At 66.5% G+C, this 17,927-nt stretch carries 16 protein-coding genes; 9 read left to right on the top strand and 7 right to left on the bottom strand.

The window, feature by feature from the left end:
- Positions 1-43 precede the first annotated feature (43 nt).
- Both CH302_RS15290 and CH302_RS15285 read right to left on the bottom strand, forming a co-directional pair.
- On the bottom strand, positions 44-781 hold the full coding sequence (locus tag CH302_RS15290) for a TIGR03943 family putative permease subunit (protein WP_037194496.1): 738 nt from the start codon (positions 779-781) through the stop codon (positions 44-46).
- Positions 778-1,728, bottom strand: coding sequence for a permease (locus CH302_RS15285; protein ID WP_230596418.1), 951 nt, complete (start codon positions 1,726-1,728; stop codon positions 778-780). The genes CH302_RS15290 and CH302_RS15285 overlap by 4 nt, the downstream gene beginning before the upstream one ends.
- A gap of 136 nt (positions 1,729-1,864) precedes the next feature.
- Here CH302_RS15285 and CH302_RS15280 point away from each other — a divergent pair, with 136 nt between their 5' ends.
- Complete coding sequence (locus CH302_RS15280; RefSeq protein WP_037194723.1) at positions 1,865-2,572, top strand: response regulator transcription factor; 708 nt, start codon at positions 1,865-1,867, stop codon at positions 2,570-2,572.
- 26 nt (positions 2,573-2,598) lie between these two features.
- Positions 2,599-3,981 (top strand): sensor histidine kinase, encoded by a 1,383-nt coding sequence (locus CH302_RS15275; RefSeq protein ID WP_094649971.1) that lies wholly within the window; start codon positions 2,599-2,601, stop codon positions 3,979-3,981.
- Here CH302_RS15275 and CH302_RS15270 read toward each other — a convergent pair.
- Genes CH302_RS15270 through CH302_RS15260 form a run of 3 tightly spaced genes read right to left on the bottom strand, consistent with a single transcriptional unit; the run spans position 3,961 to position 6,908 of the window.
- Entirely contained in the window at positions 3,961-5,082 is a 1,122-nt protein-coding gene (locus tag CH302_RS15270; protein ID WP_052048001.1) for an AbrB family transcriptional regulator, read from the bottom strand. The genes CH302_RS15275 and CH302_RS15270 overlap by 21 nt on opposite strands.
- On the bottom strand, positions 5,079-5,489 hold the full coding sequence (locus CH302_RS15265; protein WP_037194499.1) for a universal stress protein: 411 nt from the start codon (positions 5,487-5,489) through the stop codon (positions 5,079-5,081). Before CH302_RS15265 ends, CH302_RS15270 begins: the two co-directional genes overlap by 4 nt.
- Positions 5,490-5,522: 33 nt before the next feature.
- The gene (locus CH302_RS15260; protein WP_037194501.1) at positions 5,523-6,908 is read right to left on the bottom strand and encodes a CitMHS family transporter; all 1,386 of its coding nucleotides are present in this window, start codon (positions 6,906-6,908) and stop codon (positions 5,523-5,525) included.
- Between the two features lie 168 nt (positions 6,909-7,076).
- Here CH302_RS15260 and CH302_RS15255 point away from each other — a divergent pair, with 168 nt between their 5' ends.
- Both CH302_RS15255 and CH302_RS15250 read left to right on the top strand, forming a co-directional pair.
- Positions 7,077-8,741 (top strand): sensor histidine kinase, encoded by a 1,665-nt coding sequence (locus CH302_RS15255; RefSeq protein WP_037194503.1) that lies wholly within the window; start codon positions 7,077-7,079, stop codon positions 8,739-8,741.
- Complete coding sequence (locus CH302_RS15250; protein ID WP_037194505.1) at positions 8,738-9,394, top strand: response regulator; 657 nt, start codon at positions 8,738-8,740, stop codon at positions 9,392-9,394. Before CH302_RS15255 ends, CH302_RS15250 begins: the two co-directional genes overlap by 4 nt.
- Here the strand turns inward: CH302_RS15250 and CH302_RS15245 are convergent.
- Positions 9,377-10,759, bottom strand: coding sequence for an MFS transporter (locus CH302_RS15245; RefSeq protein ID WP_037194508.1), 1,383 nt, complete (start codon positions 10,757-10,759; stop codon positions 9,377-9,379). The two genes, CH302_RS15250 and CH302_RS15245, sit on opposite strands and share 18 nt — an antisense overlap.
- Before the next feature lie 74 nt (positions 10,760-10,833).
- On the opposite strand from CH302_RS15245, the gene CH302_RS15240 reads away from it, so the two are divergent.
- Positions 10,834-11,355, top strand: coding sequence for a winged helix-turn-helix transcriptional regulator (locus tag CH302_RS15240; RefSeq protein ID WP_037194510.1), 522 nt, complete (start codon positions 10,834-10,836; stop codon positions 11,353-11,355).
- A gap of 10 nt (positions 11,356-11,365) precedes the next feature.
- Here CH302_RS15240 and CH302_RS15235 read toward each other — a convergent pair whose 3' ends face one another.
- On the bottom strand, positions 11,366-11,791 hold the full coding sequence (locus tag CH302_RS15235) for an HIT family protein (RefSeq protein ID WP_037194512.1): 426 nt from the start codon (positions 11,789-11,791) through the stop codon (positions 11,366-11,368).
- A gap of 114 nt (positions 11,792-11,905) precedes the next feature.
- Between CH302_RS15235 and CH302_RS15230 the strand changes: the two genes are divergently transcribed.
- From CH302_RS15230 to CH302_RS15215, 4 genes are all read left to right on the top strand, one after another.
- A complete protein-coding gene (locus tag CH302_RS15230) occupies positions 11,906-13,162 on the top strand; it encodes a bifunctional glycosyltransferase family 2/GtrA family protein (protein ID WP_037194514.1) in 1,257 nt (418 codons plus the stop codon).
- Entirely contained in the window at positions 13,159-15,222 is a 2,064-nt protein-coding gene (locus tag CH302_RS15225; RefSeq protein ID WP_037194516.1) for an ArnT family glycosyltransferase, read from the top strand. The genes CH302_RS15230 and CH302_RS15225 overlap by 4 nt, the downstream gene beginning before the upstream one ends.
- Before the next feature lie 78 nt (positions 15,223-15,300).
- Positions 15,301-16,551 carry a phosphoribosylamine--glycine ligase gene (gene purD / locus CH302_RS15220; RefSeq protein ID WP_037194518.1) on the top strand — a complete coding sequence of 417 codons (1,251 nt, stop codon included), beginning with the start codon at positions 15,301-15,303 and terminating at the stop codon, positions 16,549-16,551.
- A gap of 178 nt (positions 16,552-16,729) precedes the next feature.
- A complete protein-coding gene (locus tag CH302_RS15215) occupies positions 16,730-17,878 on the top strand; it encodes a pyridoxal phosphate-dependent aminotransferase (RefSeq protein WP_037194521.1) in 1,149 nt (382 codons plus the stop codon).
- The last annotated feature ends 49 nt before the right edge of the window (positions 17,879-17,927 follow it).

The following is a 17,927-nucleotide window of genomic DNA, read 5'->3' as shown; positions in this document are numbered from 1 at the left end:
ATCGTACCAATTTCGGCCGGTGGTGGCCACGGGTTTCGGGTTGTCAGTAGGCGTACGTGTTCGCCGGTGCCTCGATTCGCTCGACCGTCGACACGGTCATCGTGGGTGTGAATGCGGTGTCCTCGGTCGCCGTGGCAGCATCGACGGTTCCCGAGATCTGCAGCCACGTGCCGTCCGGAATGTCGTCGAGAACTGCGCTACCTGCGTCGAGATGGATTCGGACGGACCTGGCGTCGGCCGCGCAACAGATGATCAGAATGCGGGCGAGGTCGAGGCCGTCTCTCGTGCCGTCGGCCCGCGGCGAGCCTCCGTTCGCGGTGGCGACCGCGAATCCGGTGACGCGAATCTCCCGTCCGTCGAGGCTGCCTTCGGTGTCCCTGACCGCGCGTTGTACGACATCGAGCAGTGGAACCTCGGGCACGCGCTCGTCCGGTAGGGGTGGAAACGCTGTCCTCTGACGATCGGCCGCCGACGTGACGGAACGATCGCTCACTGCCGAGACCCCCAGGGCGGGCGGTGCGACGAACAGGATGACCGCGAGCGGGACCAAGAGCAGCCAGTACGGACGCGAATCGTGATCATGACCGTCGTCGCCGGGCCCACCGCGGCGGATGTCGGCAACGATCGACGCGATCGCCAGGGCGACGATCAGCACCCCGGCGGTCAGTAGATACGGATGCAGCGACGGTTTGACGTATCGCACAAAGCTGCCGTCCCACGAGATCTTGACCATGGCTCCGCCGAGGAGGAGTAGCAGCAGATTCTGCACCTCGCGCTTCATCGCGCACCCAGGAACACGTAGCCGCTCACCGAGGCGCACACGATCGCGACGACGAAGGTCAGCGGGGCGAAGCGTGCGACGAACCCGCGTCCGAAACTGCCCGCCTGCATCGCCATCAGCTTCACGTCGACGGCAGGTCCGACCACCAGGAAGACCAACCGCGGCAGCAGCGGCAGCATCGACATGCTCGCCGCGACGAATGCGTCGGCCTCCGAGCACAGTGCCAGGATCACCGCGAGGACGGCCATCACCAGGATCGACAGCAGCAACTGCCCGGCGAGATGGGCGAACACCCAGTCGGGAACCACCAGGTGCAGCAGCGCGGCGGCCGCGGCACCGAACACGAGGAAGGCACCGGCCTGGAGCAGGTCCGCACGAGCCGATTCGCGGAACGTCACCCACTTCGAGTGACCATGGTCGTGTCCGCGATCGACGAGTCGAGCGGTGATCCACTCGGCCTTGCCGAACCTGGTCCACAGCCAGCCCATCACCAGGGCGGTGGCGAGCGAGCCGGTGAACCGTGCGAGAACCATCGCCGGTTCACCGGGAAAGGCCACAGCGGTGGACACCAGGACGACGGGGTTGATCGCCGGTGCAGACAACAGAAACGCCAGAGCTGCCGACGTCGGAACACCCTGATCCATCAGCCGCCGCGAGACGGGAACGGCACCGCACTCACAACCGGGTAGCGCCATTCCCGCGAGACCGCTCACTCCGACAGCAGCGGTGGCGTTCTTCGGCACCAACTTCCGCAGCACACCGGGCGAGACGAACGCGGCGATACTTCCGCTGACGAGTACACCGAGCACCAGGAACGGTGTGGCCTGCACGAAGATCCCGGTGAACACCGTCGCGCCGGTCTGCAGCGCGGGGGACGAGTCGACCCACCGGGCGACGTCGGGACCGAAGACGATGCCCAACACGAGCAGAGTTGCGAATACGTGCATGGATGACACCGGAGGCCGAGTCCTGATTCGGCCGTCCGTCTTCGCGTCGAGCATCGCTGCCATCATGCCCCCTCATCGGTGGCTCACAGCAACCTCACAGCGAGAGTGCAGCGATCGAGCAGCCTTTCGCGCGATGATGGACACCGTGAGCGAGACACCCGAGGCCCGAGTCCTGATCGTCGACGACGAACCGACCATCGTCGAGCTGTTGTCGGTCAGCCTGAGGTACCAGGGATTCGAGGTGGCGACGGCGTCGTCCGGTCCCGAGGCACTCGACAAGGCGCGCAACTTCAGGCCCGAGGCTCTCATCCTCGACGTGATGATGCCCGGCATGGACGGCTTCGGTCTGCTTCGCCGGCTGCGGGCGGACGGAATCGATGCGCCCGCCCTGTTCCTGACCGCGCGAGACTCGGTGGAGGACAAGGTGACCGGACTGACCCTCGGTGCGGACGACTACGTCACCAAGCCGTTCTCGCTCGAAGAGGTGGTGGCCCGGCTCCGGGTCATCCTGCGTCGATCGGGCAAGAGCGAGGATATGCAGCCGTCACGAGTTGCGTTCGCGGACATCGAACTCGACGACGACACTCACGAGGTGTGGAAGGCGGGCGAGCCGGTCTCGCTCTCGCCCACCGAATTCACGTTGCTGCGGTACTTCATGGTCAACGCGGGCACCGTGCTGAGCAAGCCGCGCATTCTCGATCACGTGTGGCACTACGACTTCGGCGGTGAAGTGGGAGTGGTGGAGTCGTACGTGTCGTATCTGCGTCGCAAGGTCGACACGGGCGACACCCGGTTGATCCACACGCTGCGGGGAGTCGGCTACGTGATGCGCCAGCCGCGGTGACGGCCATTCGAGGTCGGATTCGAAGTCTGCCGCTGCGTTTCACCTTGGTGGCAGCGCTGCTGCTCCTGGTCGGGCTGGGTCTGCTGGCGTCGGGAGTGGCGGTCACGTCGTCGCTCGAGACGTCACTGATGCGTCGCCTGGACAGTCAACTGATCGAGGCGTCCCGTGGGTGGGCGCAACCCGACGCCCGCCCGCTCCCACCCGTGGACGAGCCGAACCCCAGCCGTCCGCCGTCCAACTTCTTCGTTCGCTCGGTGGCCAACGACGGTACCGTCCGCGGCCCGATCAACGATGTGGCCGAGGATGTTCCGGATCTGTCGGGCACGCCGTCGGCAGTCCCGACGACCGTCGGTTCCGAGGGTGACGCGGCGAAGGAGTGGCGGGTGATCACGGTGACCAACAACGAGGGCTCCACCACCGTGGGAATGTCGCTCAACGCCAACCAGCAGACCGTCAGCAGGCTCGTGGTACTCCAGTTCTACATCGGCGCGGCGGTCTTGCTCGCCCTGGCCGTGATCGCCTACTTCGTGGTGCGGCGCAGTCTGCGACCGCTGCGGGAGGTGGAGACGACTGCCGCGGCCATCGCTGCCGGGGATCTGCATCGCCGAGTGCCCGAATGGAGTGAGAAGACCGAGGTGGGCCGGCTGTCGGCGGCCCTGAACGGCATGCTCTCGCAGATCCAGCGGGCCTTCGCCGCAACCGCGGCCTCGGAGGAGGCGGCACGTGCGTCCGAGGATCGGATGCGCCGCTTCGTCGCCGACGCCAGTCACGAACTACGGACGCCGCTGACGACCATCCGCGGGTTCGCCGAGCTGTACCGACAAGGTGCGATGAGCGACATCGCCTTGCTGATGAACCGAATCGAGGGCGAGTCGGCGCGCATGGGACTGCTCGTCGAAGACCTGCTGATGCTCGCGCGCCTCGACGCCCAACGACCCCTCGAGGTCCGCCGAGTCGATCTGCTCACCATCGCCGCCGATGCCGTGCACGATGCGAAGGCGGTCTCACCCCAGCGAGACATCTCGTTGAAAGTGTTGGCGGGACCGGGGATTCCCGAGGTCGACGGTGACGATGCCCGGCTGCGGCAGGTGCTCGCGAACCTCGTCGGAAACGCAGTTCGGCACACGCCCGAATCCGCGTCGATCACCGTGTGTGTCGGGACCACCCAGTCTTCGGTGCTGCTCGAGGTGCAGGACACCGGACCGGGTCTGCGAGAGGAGGAGGCTGCGCACGTCTTCGAGCGCTTCTATCGAGCCGATTCCTCGCGGACCAGGGAGAGCGGCGGCAGCGGACTCGGCTTGTCGATCGTCGCGGCGCTGGTCGCTGCTCACCGCGGCACCGTACGCGTGCAGAGCGTCCCCGGGCAGGGCGCGACCTTCCGGGTCGAATTACCCCGCTCCGACGGTTGATTCACTGGTCGTCCTGGCCTTCTTGCGTTCGGCCAGCTTCGTGTACGCGGCTGCCGCGAGTGGCGCGGCGACGAGCATCGACACGAGCCGAATCACCTGAACGCAGGCCACGAAGGTGACGTCCGATCCGGTTGTCGCAGACACCGCGAGCACGGCGGCCAACCCGCCGGGTGTGGTGGCCAGGTAACCGGTCAGCATGCTCACGCCGGTGATGGCGGAGAGCGCCCAACCGAACAGCGCGCACACCAGGCCGATCGAGAGAACCAACAGCGCCGCCCACGGAAAGATGCGACCGATCGCGCGCAGGCTCGCGGTCGTGAAGGCAAGTCCCGCTTGCCATCCGATGACGATGAACGCCACCGGCAGCAGGACCGTGGGCACCGAGATGTCCACGGGCCACCCGAGCAGTTCGCATGCGCCCGCCACGATCAGCGGTCCGAGTGTCGCCGGTGCCGGGAGTCTGATCAGACGCGCGAGCACTATTCCGACGACAACGGCTCCGAGCAGAAACGCCGTACCGAGATACCACGGCGTCGTGGACTGATCCGTCGAGCCGGTCGCACCGCCGGTGTCGGTGTGGAAGGCGAACGTGACGATCAGGGGCATCGTGACCACCACGAGTGCAACGCGCAGGTATTGGACCACTGCGACGATCCGCTCGTCGCCGCCGAGTTCACGGGCGATGGAGACCAGACCGGTTGCGCCACCGGCGATCAGGGACAAGGCTCCGGTGACCGGGTCGACATCGCGATGCAGAGCGAGCAGAGCGCCACAGCCGGCGCTGACGACCAGCGTCCCCGCGCCGACGAGAACGGCGGGAATCCAGTTCTCGCCCAACGCACCGAGTGTCTCGGTGTCGAGCATCAGACCGATCGTCACCGCCAGGGTCCCCTGCGCAGCCATCGACAACGGACGGGGGACGGCCGCGGGTCCGAGGCCGGTGAGCGCGAAGATCACTGCGACGACGAGAGCCGCGAACAGTGACGGTGCCGTGAGTCCCAGCGACGCGAAAAGGGCCCAGCCCCCGACGGATACGGCCGCGAGGCCGATCCATCGGAGGCTGTGCCGCAACACTGTCGTAGCCCGGTCGGAGACGCTCACGCTCCGGACTTGACGAGCAGAACCGGGACCGGGATCTCGAGCAGCAGACGCTGGATCGTCTGTCCCATCAGGAACTTGCCGACGGCCGAACGGTGGCGCGACCCGACGACGAGGATCTCGGACTTCTGCTCCTCGACCAGTGTCAGCAGGGTGTTGACTGCATCGGGATCGGGCCTGCCCACTGCCACGGTCCAGGTGACGGTGTCGGCGTGGTCGATGTCGGCCAGAGCGGTCTCCACCGACGTGGACACTGCCTGCGTCTCGGCCGCCTCGGCGGACGGTTCGGCCGACCCCGACAGCGCGTGCAGGACGACGAGGTCCGTCTCACGGATGCGTGCTTCTCGAACGGCGGCCGCCAGTGCTGCGCGGCCCTCGGGTGAATTGTTGTGCAGTACGCCGACAGTCATGACGGTTTCTCCTACGCGAGGTGGGGTGGGGGATCAGCCGAACGGGATCTGGCCGAGGACGATGCCGACGGCCAGCATCGCGAGGGAGACGACCACCGCTCGCCACAGGACCTTCTTGTGGTGATCGGCCAGCGACACTCCGGCGAGGGTGACGAGCAGCAGGATGGCCGGAACCAGCGGGCTCTGCAGGTGGACGGGCTGACCGGTGATCGATGCACGGGCCATCTCGACCGGGTCGATGCCGTACTTGCTCGCCGTCTCGGTCAACACCGGGAGGATGCCGAAGTAGAAGGCGTCGTTGGTCATGAAGAACGTCAGCGGAATGCTCAGGATGCCGGTGATGACGGCCAGGTACGGGCCCATGCCGGACGGGATGACGTTGAGCAACCACTCGGCCATGGCCTCGACCATGCCGGTGCCCTGGAACACACCCGTCAGAATTGCCGCGGCGAGCACCATGGCGACCACCGAGACGATGGAGGACGAGTGCCGGGCGATCGCGTCGCCCTGCTCCTTGACCTTGGGGAAGTTGACCGTCAGCGCAATGGAGGCGGCGATCATGAACAGCACCGGGATGGGCAGGATGTCCATGACGAGGATGACGAGCAGGATGACCGTCAGAGCGGCGTTGAACCACAGCAACTTCGGACGCAGGGTGTCGCGATTGGGGTCGAGGCCGTCGAAGAACTGACCCGATTCGCCGGAGTCGTTCGATCCGCCGGTGCCGGAGCCACTGCCGCCCTTGCCGCCCTTACGGATACTGCCGCCGCCACCGGAGGCCACCAGTTCGGGTTCGTAGATCAGCTTGCCGATGCGACGGCGCTCCATGATGCCCAGGTGAACGGCGAAGAGCAGCACGATGATCAGGCCGACGATCATCGAGGGGACCATGGGAACGAAGACGTCGGAGGGGGAGATGCCGAGAGCGGAAGCAGCGCGAACCGTCGGACCGCCCCACGGAATGATGTTCATCGTGCCGTTGGCGAGACCGGCGACGACCGTCAGGATCACCGGGCTGACACCGAGTTTGAGATAGAGCGGCAGCAGGGCGGACGTCACGATGATGAACGTGGTGGACCCGTCGCCGTCCAGCGAGACGACCATGGCCAGAATGGCAGTTCCGACAACGAGTTTCATCGGGTCGTTGCGTACCAGGCGCAGAATGCCGCGCACCAGTGGGTCGAACAGTCCGACGTCGATCATGATTCCGAAGAAGATGATGGCGAAGAACAGCAGCGCCGCGGTGGGGGCCAGGGACTTGATGCCGTCGGTGATCATGTCACCGATGCCGAGCCCAGCGCCTGCCAGCAGGCCGAAGATGACGGGTACGAGGGTGAGTGCGACGACGGGCGTGGCTCTCTTGGTCAAGATCAAGAACATGAAGGCGGCTACCATGAGGAAGCCGAGTATCACCAACATCGTGCACTCCTTCTCGAATGTGTGAGGTGGGTCCGGTTGGACTGCGTGTGTGACTGAAGTTACGTAACCGGCATCACAGGGTCGCTGTTGTGCGCACTACCCGCGCAAGCAACGTAAAGAGCCTTTTGCGCATTGTGCTCGAGCCCGCCCGACGCATAGCCTGGGTGGGTGCGATTGAGGACCCAGGTGCTGTTGTTGCAGGCAGCGCTGGTGGCGGTGGCCCTGGCAGTGGCGTTCGGGGTGTTCGCGATCAGCAGTGGCAGGCAGGCGAGCGAGGAGTACGGCGAACGTGCGCTCGCGGTCGCCCGGACGGTGGCGTCGGACCCGGAGGTGCGCTCGCTCGTCGAGCAGTTCTCGGCGGTCGACACCGCGGGCACCGATGCCGCGCCCGCGGGAGTGCTGGCGGGCGGGGCGTTGCAGCGCGCGGCCGAGGGGGCCCGAAATCGCACCGACGCTCTGTTCGTCGTCATCACCGATGATCGGGGTCTGCGGTTGGCGCACCCCGATCCGACGGTGCTCGGTCAGCGGGTGAGCACCGATCCGTCGGGGGCGTTGGCCGGCAACGAGGTGGTCGAGCAGGAGCGCGGCACTCTGGGTGACTCCGTACGCGCGAAAGTGCCTGTGCTGGCGCTCGGTTCGACCGACCTGGTGATCGGCGAAGTGAGTGTCGGTATCTCGACCACGGCCGTGCGCACCGAGCTGGTGAAGGATCTGATCAACGGCGCGTTGGTGACCGGTGCCGTGCTGCTGCTCGGGCTGATCGGCTCGACTCTGCTTGCGCGCAGGTGGAAGCGGCTGACGCTGGGGCTCGAGCCGGAGGAGCTCGCCGAACTGGTCCGTGAACAAGAAGCCGTGCTGCACGGCATCGGCGAGGGCGTGGTCGCCATCGACCCCGACGGAGTCGTCACGGTCGTCAACGACGAGGCGCGTAGCCTGCTCTCGATCGATGGTAAGCCGGGGATGCGCATCGAGGACATCGGCCTGACCCCGAGGCTGCTCGAAGTCATCGAATCCCCGACGTCCGAGCCGGTACTCGCCGCCGTGGACGAGGTGGTCGTCATCGCCTCCGCCCGAAAAGTGCTGCGTGACAATCGCAATCTGGGTACGGTGCTGACCGTGCGTGACCGGACCGACGTGGAGACACTGACGCGTCAGCTCGACGCGGTGCAGTCCATGTCGGCGGTGCTGCGCGCCCAACGCCACGAGTTCGCGAACCGGATGCACCTGGTCAGCGGGCTACTGCACGAGGGTCACCCCGACCGTGCGTCGCAGTACATCGACGAGATTCTCGGGGTGGGGCCGAGATCGGAAACCGTCGAGGGTATCGATGCCGTGGCCGACGCCTATCTGCGGTCGTTCCTGACGGCCAAAGCCGCGCACGCCCGCGAGAGCGGAGTCCGAATGGTGTTGGGCGAGAACACCTGGGTCGGGGGAGAGGTGGCCGTTCCGGTCGACGTGACGACTGTGCTGGGCAATCTCGTCGACAACGCGATCGACGCTGCCAGGCTGGGAGTCAGGCGGCCGGCCGAGGTGGAAGTGGAACTGGTGCAGGACGGTTCGACCCTGCACATCGTGGTCGTCGATTCCGGCGACGGGGTGAACCTGGAGCTCGATCAGGTGTTCGTGGAGGGAGTCTCGACCAAGTCGACAGCCGACTCGCCCGGCGGTCGAGGAGTGGGACTGGCGCTGAGTCGGCAGATCGCGCGCACCCGCGGCGGCGACGTGACGCTGGCCGATGTCGGTGGGCAGATCACCGAGGAGAACGAACGAGGAGGCGCAGTGTTCATCGCGTCGATCCCGGATGCACTACTGACCGACGAGGTGTCGCAATGAGAGTACTGGTCGTGGACGACGATTTCCGGGTCGCGGATCTGCATGCCGCACTGGTGAATTCGCTGGACAACTACGAGGTGGCCGCGGTGGCGACGAGTATCGCCCAGGCTCGGGAGCTGGCATCGACGCAGTCGTTCGATCTGGCGCTGGTCGATGTCTATCTGCCCGACGGATCGGGAATCGACCTGCTGCGCGAACTCGAGTGCGACGCAGTGGTGCTCTCTGCTGCGGCGGATCAGCAGACGGTTCGCTCGGCAATGACCGCGGGTGCCTGGACGTATCTGATCAAACCGTTTCCGCGCTCGGCGTTGGTCGATCGCCTCACCGGATACCTGACGTACCGCGGCGCACTCGACCGTTCGGACGAGCTGAGCCAGGTCGACATCGACAGCGGACTCGATGCGCTCCGACCGCGCGCTGCGGCACCGCTGCCGTCCTCGCAGTCCGTCACCCGTGATCTGGTGCTCGACGCGGTGCGCACGACGGCCGAGCCGATGTCCGCGGGTGAAGTTGCTGCGGCCATCGGCATTTCACGCGCGACGGCCCAGCGCTATCTGGCAACCCTGGTGTCCAAGGGGCGACTGCGCATGCAGCTGCGCTACGGATCGACCGGGAGGCCGGAGCAGGAGTACTCGCTACCGCCGGGAGCGTGAGGCCGCCACGACCACGGCCCCGAGAACCGAGATCGCGGCAGTGACCAGAGCGGCCGTGTTCCAGCCTTGGGTCAGAGCAGTCGCGCTGTGGTCGCCGGCCGGAACGGCAACCACCGCAACGACGGTGACCCCGATGGCGGATCCGACGTAGCGCGCAGTGTTGTTCGCCCCGCTGCCCATGCCGCCGCGCCCGGCGGGAACACTGGCCACGGCCTCGCGTCCGAGAGCGGCGTTGAGTACCCCACTGGCAACGCCTGCCACCAGCAGTCCCGGCAACAGTCGCGGCCAGGATGCGGTCTCGGACAACCCCGTGAGCATCACCATGCCGATCGCGACGCCCACCAGACCGACGGCGAGTTGCGCTCGACCGCTCAGCGACGCCGGCAGCCTGCGGGCAAGCAGAGCGGTGACGACGGACGTGGCAGACCAGCCGAACAGCAGCAGAGCGGCACCGAGCGCATCGATTCCCAGTACGGTTCCGAGGAATCCGGGCATGTACGACATGAGAGCGATGATTCCGCCGCCGGTGGCCAGCGCGGCGACCGTGGCGGCCAGAAACGGGGGGTGTCGGAAGAGGGCGAGATCCAGCATCGCTGTGGCGCTGCGTAATTCGAGGACCACAAAAGCGGCCAGCAACAGGGCCGCGAGGATGAACAGCACGATCGGGGTGACGGCTGTCCAGCCCTGCCTGCCCTCGACCAGCGCGGCCAGCAACGCGGCGATGCCCGTCGCCAACAGCAGCGCGCCGATCGGATCGAGGCCACGCGGGGCGTCGGACCTGGATTCTTCGACGAGCAGGTGTGCGGCGACGGCCAGCGCGAGCGTGGCGATCGTGAGCACCACGTAGGCCTCACGCCAACTTGCCCAGCGATCCAATAGTGCGGCGAGCAAGGGCCCGAGCGCGATTCCGGCACCCACGCTCGCGCCCCACACGCCGCTGGCCTTCGCGCGCACCGGACCGGCCGGGTGGGTGTGGGCGATGATGCCGAGACTCGACGCGATGACGGCCGCGCCGCCGAGGCCTTGCACGATGCGCGCCACGACGAAGATCAGCGTGTTCGGCGAGACTGCGCAGGCGATCGCGCCGACGGCGAGGACGGCTGCACCGACTGCGAACGTGCGTCGACGGCCGAAGTCGTCGGCGACGGTACCGGTGGTGAGCAGGGCCGCGGCGAGGCCGATGCTCATGGAGCTGAGAATCCAGGTGCGTCCTGCGGCGTCGGACATCAGGTCTGCCGCGGTGCTGTTGATGGTCGCGAGCGGTGCGGTGAACGCCATCAGAGTCAGCAGGGTGCCGAGCGCTGCGATGGTGAGTGCGCGGGTGCTGTTCGCAGTGCCGGCGGGCGAGGGGGCAGTATCGGTCATCGTTGTCCTTGTGGTCTGGTGATCGAACTGTAAACGCCCGACTTGGTTCGGTCAACAGACTGTACTATCGCGGCATGGCACTCGGAATCGACTACGCCCGCCAGGACTGCTCCCTGGCCCGTGCCCTCGAACTCGTCGGCGAGCGATGGACCATGCTCATCGTTCGCGACTGCTTCTTCGGCGTTCGACGCTTCGGTGATTTCCAGGTCCACCTCGACATCTCCAAGGCCGTCCTCGCTCAGCGACTCGGCGCATTGGTCGACGCCGGGTTGCTCGAACGACTTCGTGTATCGGAGGGCGGACGCGAGAACTACGTCCCGACCGCCGCCCTCGAAGGTCTCTGGCCCGCCGTCTTCGCCCTGAGCTACTGGGGTGAGGAACAGACCGCGAAACCCGCAGGGAAGCGTCGACGATTCATCCACGCGCCCTGCGGAACCGACCTCGGACCACTGGGGATGTGCCCCGAATGCGGGCTCGCGCCGGGACCGCACGACATCGACACCGACATCGGCCCTGGTTACGACCCCGACACCCGATCGGACGACGTGTCCATGCAGCTCAGGACGCGTCGACGGCTGTTGGTGCCGCTGCGGTGAGCGAGATGGATCAGTCCGGGACGTGAGCCTCGTGCCCGAGGTGGCGTAACGCTGCTCGGAGCTTGGCCGCGGCCTCGTCCTGCGACTCCGCCGACGGATTCGGATCGGCACCCGAAATGTCGAAGTTCCCCATGTCGTACGCCGGGAACACGTGCAGGTGCAGGTGCGGAACCTCCAGCCCGGCGATCAGCAGACCGGCGCGCGGTGCGTCGAACGCGGTCCGGACGGCCTGGCCGATGATCTGCGCGACGGCGGTGATCTTGGCGAACGCGGCACCGTCGACGTCCTGCCACTGGTCGATCTCCTCACGCGGAACCACCAGCGTGTGCCCCTGCGTGACCGGCGCGATCGTCAGAAACGCAACCACGTCGTCGTCCTGCCAGACGAAACGTCCGGGAATCTCACCGGCGATGATCTTGCTGAAAATGGAAGCCATGGGAACAGGATGCCCTACCCGACTCGACCGGGGCCCTACCAGTGGTCGTGGCTCCCAGATAATTGCCAGGTCGGTCGCAGGGCGATTCAAGGTCCGGGCCCGATCGTTGTCGTCATGACAACGAATTCCCTCGCACGAGCAGCAGGCCAGCGGCCCGGCTCGAACGCCACGGCCACTCTCGAGGTGGTCATCCCGGTATACAACGAAGAGGCGGATCTCGAACAGTGCATTCGTCGTCTGCACGAGCATCTGGAAGAGCGGATCCCGTTCCGGTCGCGAATCACCATCGCCGACAACGCCAGTACCGACAGCACCCTCGCGGTGGCACATCGGCTCGCCGACGAGATCGAGGGAGTTCAGGTCCATCACCTGGACGAGAAGGGTCGCGGACGAGCGCTCAAGGCCGTCTGGCTGGCATCGGACGCCGATGTCGTGGCCTACATGGACGTCGATCTCTCCACCGACCTCAACGCTCTGATGCCGCTGATCGCGCCGCTGATGTCCGGTCACTCGGACCTCGCCATCGGATCTCGGCTCAACCGATCGTCCCGGGTGGTCCGCGGTGCGAAGCGTGAATTCATCTCGCGCAGTTACAATCTCATTCTACGGACCTCGCTGCGAGCACGATTCTCCGATGCGCAGTGTGGTTTCAAGGCCATGCGCACCGATGTGGCCCGGCAACTGCTGCCGCTCGTCGAAGACACCGGATGGTTCTTCGACACCGAACTGCTCGTCATCGCCGAGAAAGTCGGCCTGCGTATCCACGAGGTCCCGGTGGACTGGGTCGACGATCCGAACAGCAGCGTCAACATCGTCGATACCGCCGTCAAGGACCTGCAGGGATGCTGGCGCGTCGGCCGCGCCCTGGCCACCGGAGTGTTGCCCGTCGCCGAACTGCGTCGAAGCCTGGGACGGGAGCCGCTCGTGCCCGGAGTACCGCACGGAATGATCAGTCAGATGGTGCGATTCGGCATCATCGGCATCGCCAGCACCATCGCCTACGCGCTGCTGTACCTCGTGCTGCACTCGTTGATCGGCGCGCAGGCCGCGAACTTCTTCGGACTGCTGATCACCGCGGTGCTCAACACCGCGGCCAACCGCGCCTTCACTTTCGGCGTCCGTGGATCGGATGGTGCAGGCAAGCACCAACTGCAGGGACTGGCCATCTTCGGCTTCGCCCTGCTTGTCACCAGTGGATCGCTCGCGGTACTGCATGCCTGGGTGCCCGATGTGTCCCGGCACGTCGAACTCGCCGTCCTCATCGTCGCCAATCTCGTTGCCACCGTGTGCCGATTCGTCGCCCTGCGGTGGGTCTTCCGTAGCTCCTCCGACGCAGGCTCGGAGTCCGCGAGTTCGGAGAAGAGCCTGTGACGACGACGATCGAGCGGCCCTCCGCGGCTGCCGATTCCACACCGGTGACGTCCCCGCGTTGGGAACTGATCGGGCTGGTGGCTCTGCTCTTCGGAACCGGCGTTGCCTACATCTGGGGACTCGGCGCGTCGGGCTGGGCCAACTCCTTCTATTCCGCTGCGATACAGGCGGGTTCGGTGTCGTGGAAGGCCTTCTTCTTCGGCTCCTCCGACGCGGCCAATTCGATCACCGTCGACAAGCCCCCGATGTCGCTGTGGTTGATGTCGTTGTCGGTGCGCATCTTCGGACTCAACACCTGGGCGATGCTGGTGCCGCAGGCGCTCCTCGGCGTCGCCTCCGTGGCACTGCTGCGAGCGACCGTCAAGCGGCGCTTCGGCGGAGCGGCGGGTCTGCTCGCCGGCCTGGTACTGGCCGTGACTCCGGTTGCCGCACTGATGTTCCGGTTCAACAATCCCGACGCGTTGCTGGTGCTGCTGATGATCGCCTCGGTCTGGGCGTTGCTGCGAGGCGTCGAGACCGGAAAGACCAAGTGGCTGTTGATCACCGGCATGTTCGTCGGATTCGGCTTCCTCACCAAGCAACTCCAGGTGATGCTCGTCGTACCGCCGCTGGCTCTGACCTACCTGATCGCCGGGCCGCCGAAGTTCCTCACCCGGCTGTGGCAGCTCTTCGGCGCGCTGGGCGCGATGCTCGTCTCGGCGGGATGGTGGATTCTGATCGTGGAATTCTGGCCGGCGTCCTCCCGGCCGTGGGTCGGTGGCTCGCAGAACAATTCGATTCTGGAACTCACGCTCGGGTACAACGGATTCGGTCGCCTCAGTGGCGACGAGACCGGAAGTGTCACCCCCGGGCGCGGCGGTATGGGCGCGGACATGCCCGGCGGAATGGCGGGTGGGATGCCCGGTGGTATCTGGGGAGAAACCGGAATCTTCCGCATGTTCGACTCCTCCCAGGGTGGCCAGATCGCCTGGCTGATCCCGGCTGCGTTGATCCTGCTCGTCGTCGGACTCGTGTTGCGCGGCAGGTCACCTCGAACCGACGGGCAACGCGCGTCGCTGATCGTCTGGGGATCGTGGCTTCTCGTCACCGGTCTGACGTTCAGCTTCATGGCCGGAATCTTCCACGCGTACTACACCGTTGCGCTCGCACCCGCCGTTGCCGCGCTGATCGGCATCGGCAGTGTGGTGCTGTGGCGTCGGCGCGACATGTACTGGGTACGCATCGCGATGGCCGTCGCGGTGGCGTCGACCGTCGTGACGGCGTGGGTGTTGCTCGGTCGCAGTGAGAGTTTCGTGCCGTGGCTGAAGTGGGCGATCGTCGTCGTCGGAGTTGTGGCAGCGGTAGCACTGCTCGTTCCTGCGCTGACCCGCGGCAGGCTGGCGGCGGCGTCGATCCTGGCGGTGATGTTCGCCGGACTCGCCGGGCCGACGGCCTACGCGGTCGACACGATCGATACTCCGCACACCGGTGCCATCGTCTCGGCCGGTCCGAACACCGGTATGCGCGGATTCGGCGGTATGGGCGAAGGTCGGGGCGGCCCGGGCGGAATGCCCGGCGGTATGCAGCTGCCTGCCGGGGTTCAGTTGCCTGCCGGAATGCAACCGCCTGCGGGTTTCCCGGGTCAGGCGGGGGCTGCCGGCGGCGACGGCGGGGCCGAGATGGGCGGAACGGCTCGGGGTATGGGCGGCGGTATGGGTGGCGGTATGGGTGGTCTGCTCGAAGGCAGTGCACCGACCGCGGCCATCACCGAGATGCTCGAGCAGGACGCCGACTCCTACACCTGGGTGGCAGCGGCCATCGGAGCCAACACCGCGGCGGGCTACCAACTGGCCACCGAGGATCCCGTCATGCCGATCGGTGGATTCAACGGCACCGACCCCTCGCCGACCCTCGCCCAATTCCAGCAGTACGTCGCCGACGGAGAGATCCACTACTTCATCGGAGGCGGCGGCATGCCGGGCATGGAGTCGGGTACCTCGGCGGAAATTTCCGCCTGGGTCACCGAGAACTTCACCGCGACCACGGTCGACAACGTGACGTTCTACGACCTCACCCAGTAACACCGGACCACCACGAAAGAGCCCCGCGCCGTGACAGGTGCGGGGCGCTTTCGCGTCGAGCAGATAGTCTGATGCACTGTGCGCGTACTAGTCATAGGTTCCGGTGCTCGTGAGCACGCCCTCCTTCTTGCGTTGAAGGCCGATCCGTCGGTCGAGAAGCTCTTCGTGGCTCCCGGCAACGCAGGTACCGCGAAGCTCGCCGAGCAGCACGCGGTCGATGTCGCCTCCGGTGAGGCGGTGACCGCGTTGGCGAAGAAGATCGAAGCCGATCTCGTCGTCATCGGACCGGAGGTCCCGCTGGTCCTCGGCGTGGCCGACGCCCTCCGTCAGGCCGGCATCGCCGTGTTCGGTCCCTCCGCCGAGGCCGCCCGCATCGAAGGGTCCAAGGCATTCGCCAAGGACGTCATGGCCGCGGCCGGTGTGCGGACCGCGCACAGTGAAATCGTCGATTCGCCCGCCCTGCTCGACGCAGCCCTCGACCGTTTCGGCCCCAACTGGGTGGTCAAGGACGACGGCCTGGCCGCAGGCAAGGGTGTCGTCGTCACCACCGATCGCCTCATCGCTCGCGATCACGCGGCGGAGCTCCTCGAGAACGGCCACCCGGTTCTGCTCGAGTCGTTCCTCGACGGCCCCGAGGTGTCCCTGTTCTGCCTCGTCGACGGCGAGTCCGTGGTGCCGCTGCTGCCCGCGCAGGACCACAAACGCGTCGGCGACGGGGACACCGGACCCAACACCGGTGGCATGGGTGCGTACACCCCGCTGCCGTGGTTGCCCGAGGGCGCCGTCGAGGAGATCGTCCGCGATGTCGTGAAGCCCGTTGCCGTCGAGATGGTGCAGCGCGGCGTGCCGTTCTCCGGTCTGCTGTACGCCGGTCTGGCGATGGGTGCCGACGGCCCGGCGGTCGTCGAATTCAACTGTCGCTTCGGCGATCCCGAGACCCAGGCGGTGCTCGCGCTGCTCGACTCACCCATCGGTGAGGTGTTGAACGCGACCGCAACCGGCACGCTTGCGTCACTTCCGCCGCTGCGTTGGAAGGACGGTGCTGCCGTCACCGTCGTCATCGCCGCCGAGAACTATCCCGGTCGACCGCGCACCGGTGACGAAATCCTCGGCTCCGACGGCGCAGGCGTCCTGCATGCCGGCACCGCGGTGAAGGACGGCGCGGTCGTCTCTGCGGGCGGACGCGTGCTGAGCGTGGTCGGCACCGGATTCGACCTCACCGCCGCCCGAGACGATGCCTACTCCCGTATCGCGGGAATCCGATTGCCGGGCAGCCACTTTCGCACGGACATCGGCCTGGCTGCGGTGGAGGGTCGAATCGCGCTGTAGGTGCGCTGCGTCGGCCGGGTTTGTCGAGGCCGGTCGTCGGGGGCAAACGCGCGCGCATTCGTCGGATGCGCGCAGAATCGCCTCCGAAACGACGCGGTTTTGCGCGCACATGGCAAATGCGCGCGCGTTTGCGAAAGCTTGAGTTACCGAGCGTCCCAGGATCGGTAGGGTCGAAACAATGCACAACGAATCGCAGCGATCGAAGGTCGAGCCGTTCCATGTGATGGATGTGTTCGCCGCAGCGGCCGAGCGGGCGCGCACTCACGGCGACGTGCTCTCGCTTGCTGCAGGTCAACCCTCCACCCGGGCACCCGAGCCAGTCTTGCGCGCTACCCGCGAGGCCCTGGATGCGCACCTGCTCGGGTACACCGAGACGCTCGGGATTCTGCCGCTGCGTCGCGCGATCGCCGAGTACCACAGCGCGCGGTACGGCATCACCGTCGACGCCGCGGACGTGGTGATCACCACCGGGTCGTCGGGCGCGTTCACGTTGCTGTTCCTCGCTGCGTTCGACGCCGGCGACACCGTCGTCATGGCGAGGCCTGGCTATCCGGCATATCGAAACACGTTGGCCGCGTTGGGCTGCCGCGTCGTCGAACTGGACTGCGTGGAAGAGACGCGGTTCCAACCGACCGTCGCCATGCTCGACGAACTACCCGAGCCGCCCGCGGGTCTGATCATCGCGAGCCCCGCCAACCCCACCGGCACGATCATCGACCCCGACGAGCTGGCTGCGATCGCGCGCTGGTGCGACGAGCACGGAACTCTGTTGATCTCCGACGAGATCTACCACGGCATCGCCTACGGGGACGCGCGCACGTCGAGCGCCTGGGAGACCTCCACGGAATCCGTCGCCATCGGATCGGTGTCGAAGTACTTCTCGATGACCGGATGGCGGCTGGGGTGGATGCTGCTGCCGACCCGATTGCGCAGGGCCGTCGAACGATTGGCGTCGAACATGACGGTATGCCCACCGGCGATCTCTCAGGTTGCCGCCATCGCCGCGTTCACCGAAGAATCACGCCGAGAGCTGGATTCACACGTCGAGCGCTATGACGTCAACCGCCGAATTCTGCTCGACGGTCTGCCGGCCATGGGCATCACCGATCTCGCACCGGCCGATGGTGCCTTCTACGTCTACGCCGACATCGCGCACCTCACCGACGACTCGCGTGGTTGGTGCGCCCGAGTGCTGGGGGAGACCGGTGTCGCGTTGGCACCCGGGGTCGACTTCGACACCGTCCGCGGGAACCACACGGTGCGATTCTCGTTCGCGGGCACCACGTCCGACGTCGAGGAGGCGTTGGAGCGACTTCGTCGCATGTGAGTGAGGTGCCTTGGGGTCGTTCCGCTGCGGAACGACAGGAAGGCACGGC

Origin of the sequence: Rhodococcus sp. 15-2388-1-1a, from assembly GCF_002259145.1 — a bacterium.
Classification (GTDB): Bacteria; Actinomycetota; Actinomycetes; order Mycobacteriales; family Mycobacteriaceae; genus Rhodococcoides.
This window is presented reverse-complemented; position numbering and strand designations above follow the sequence as displayed.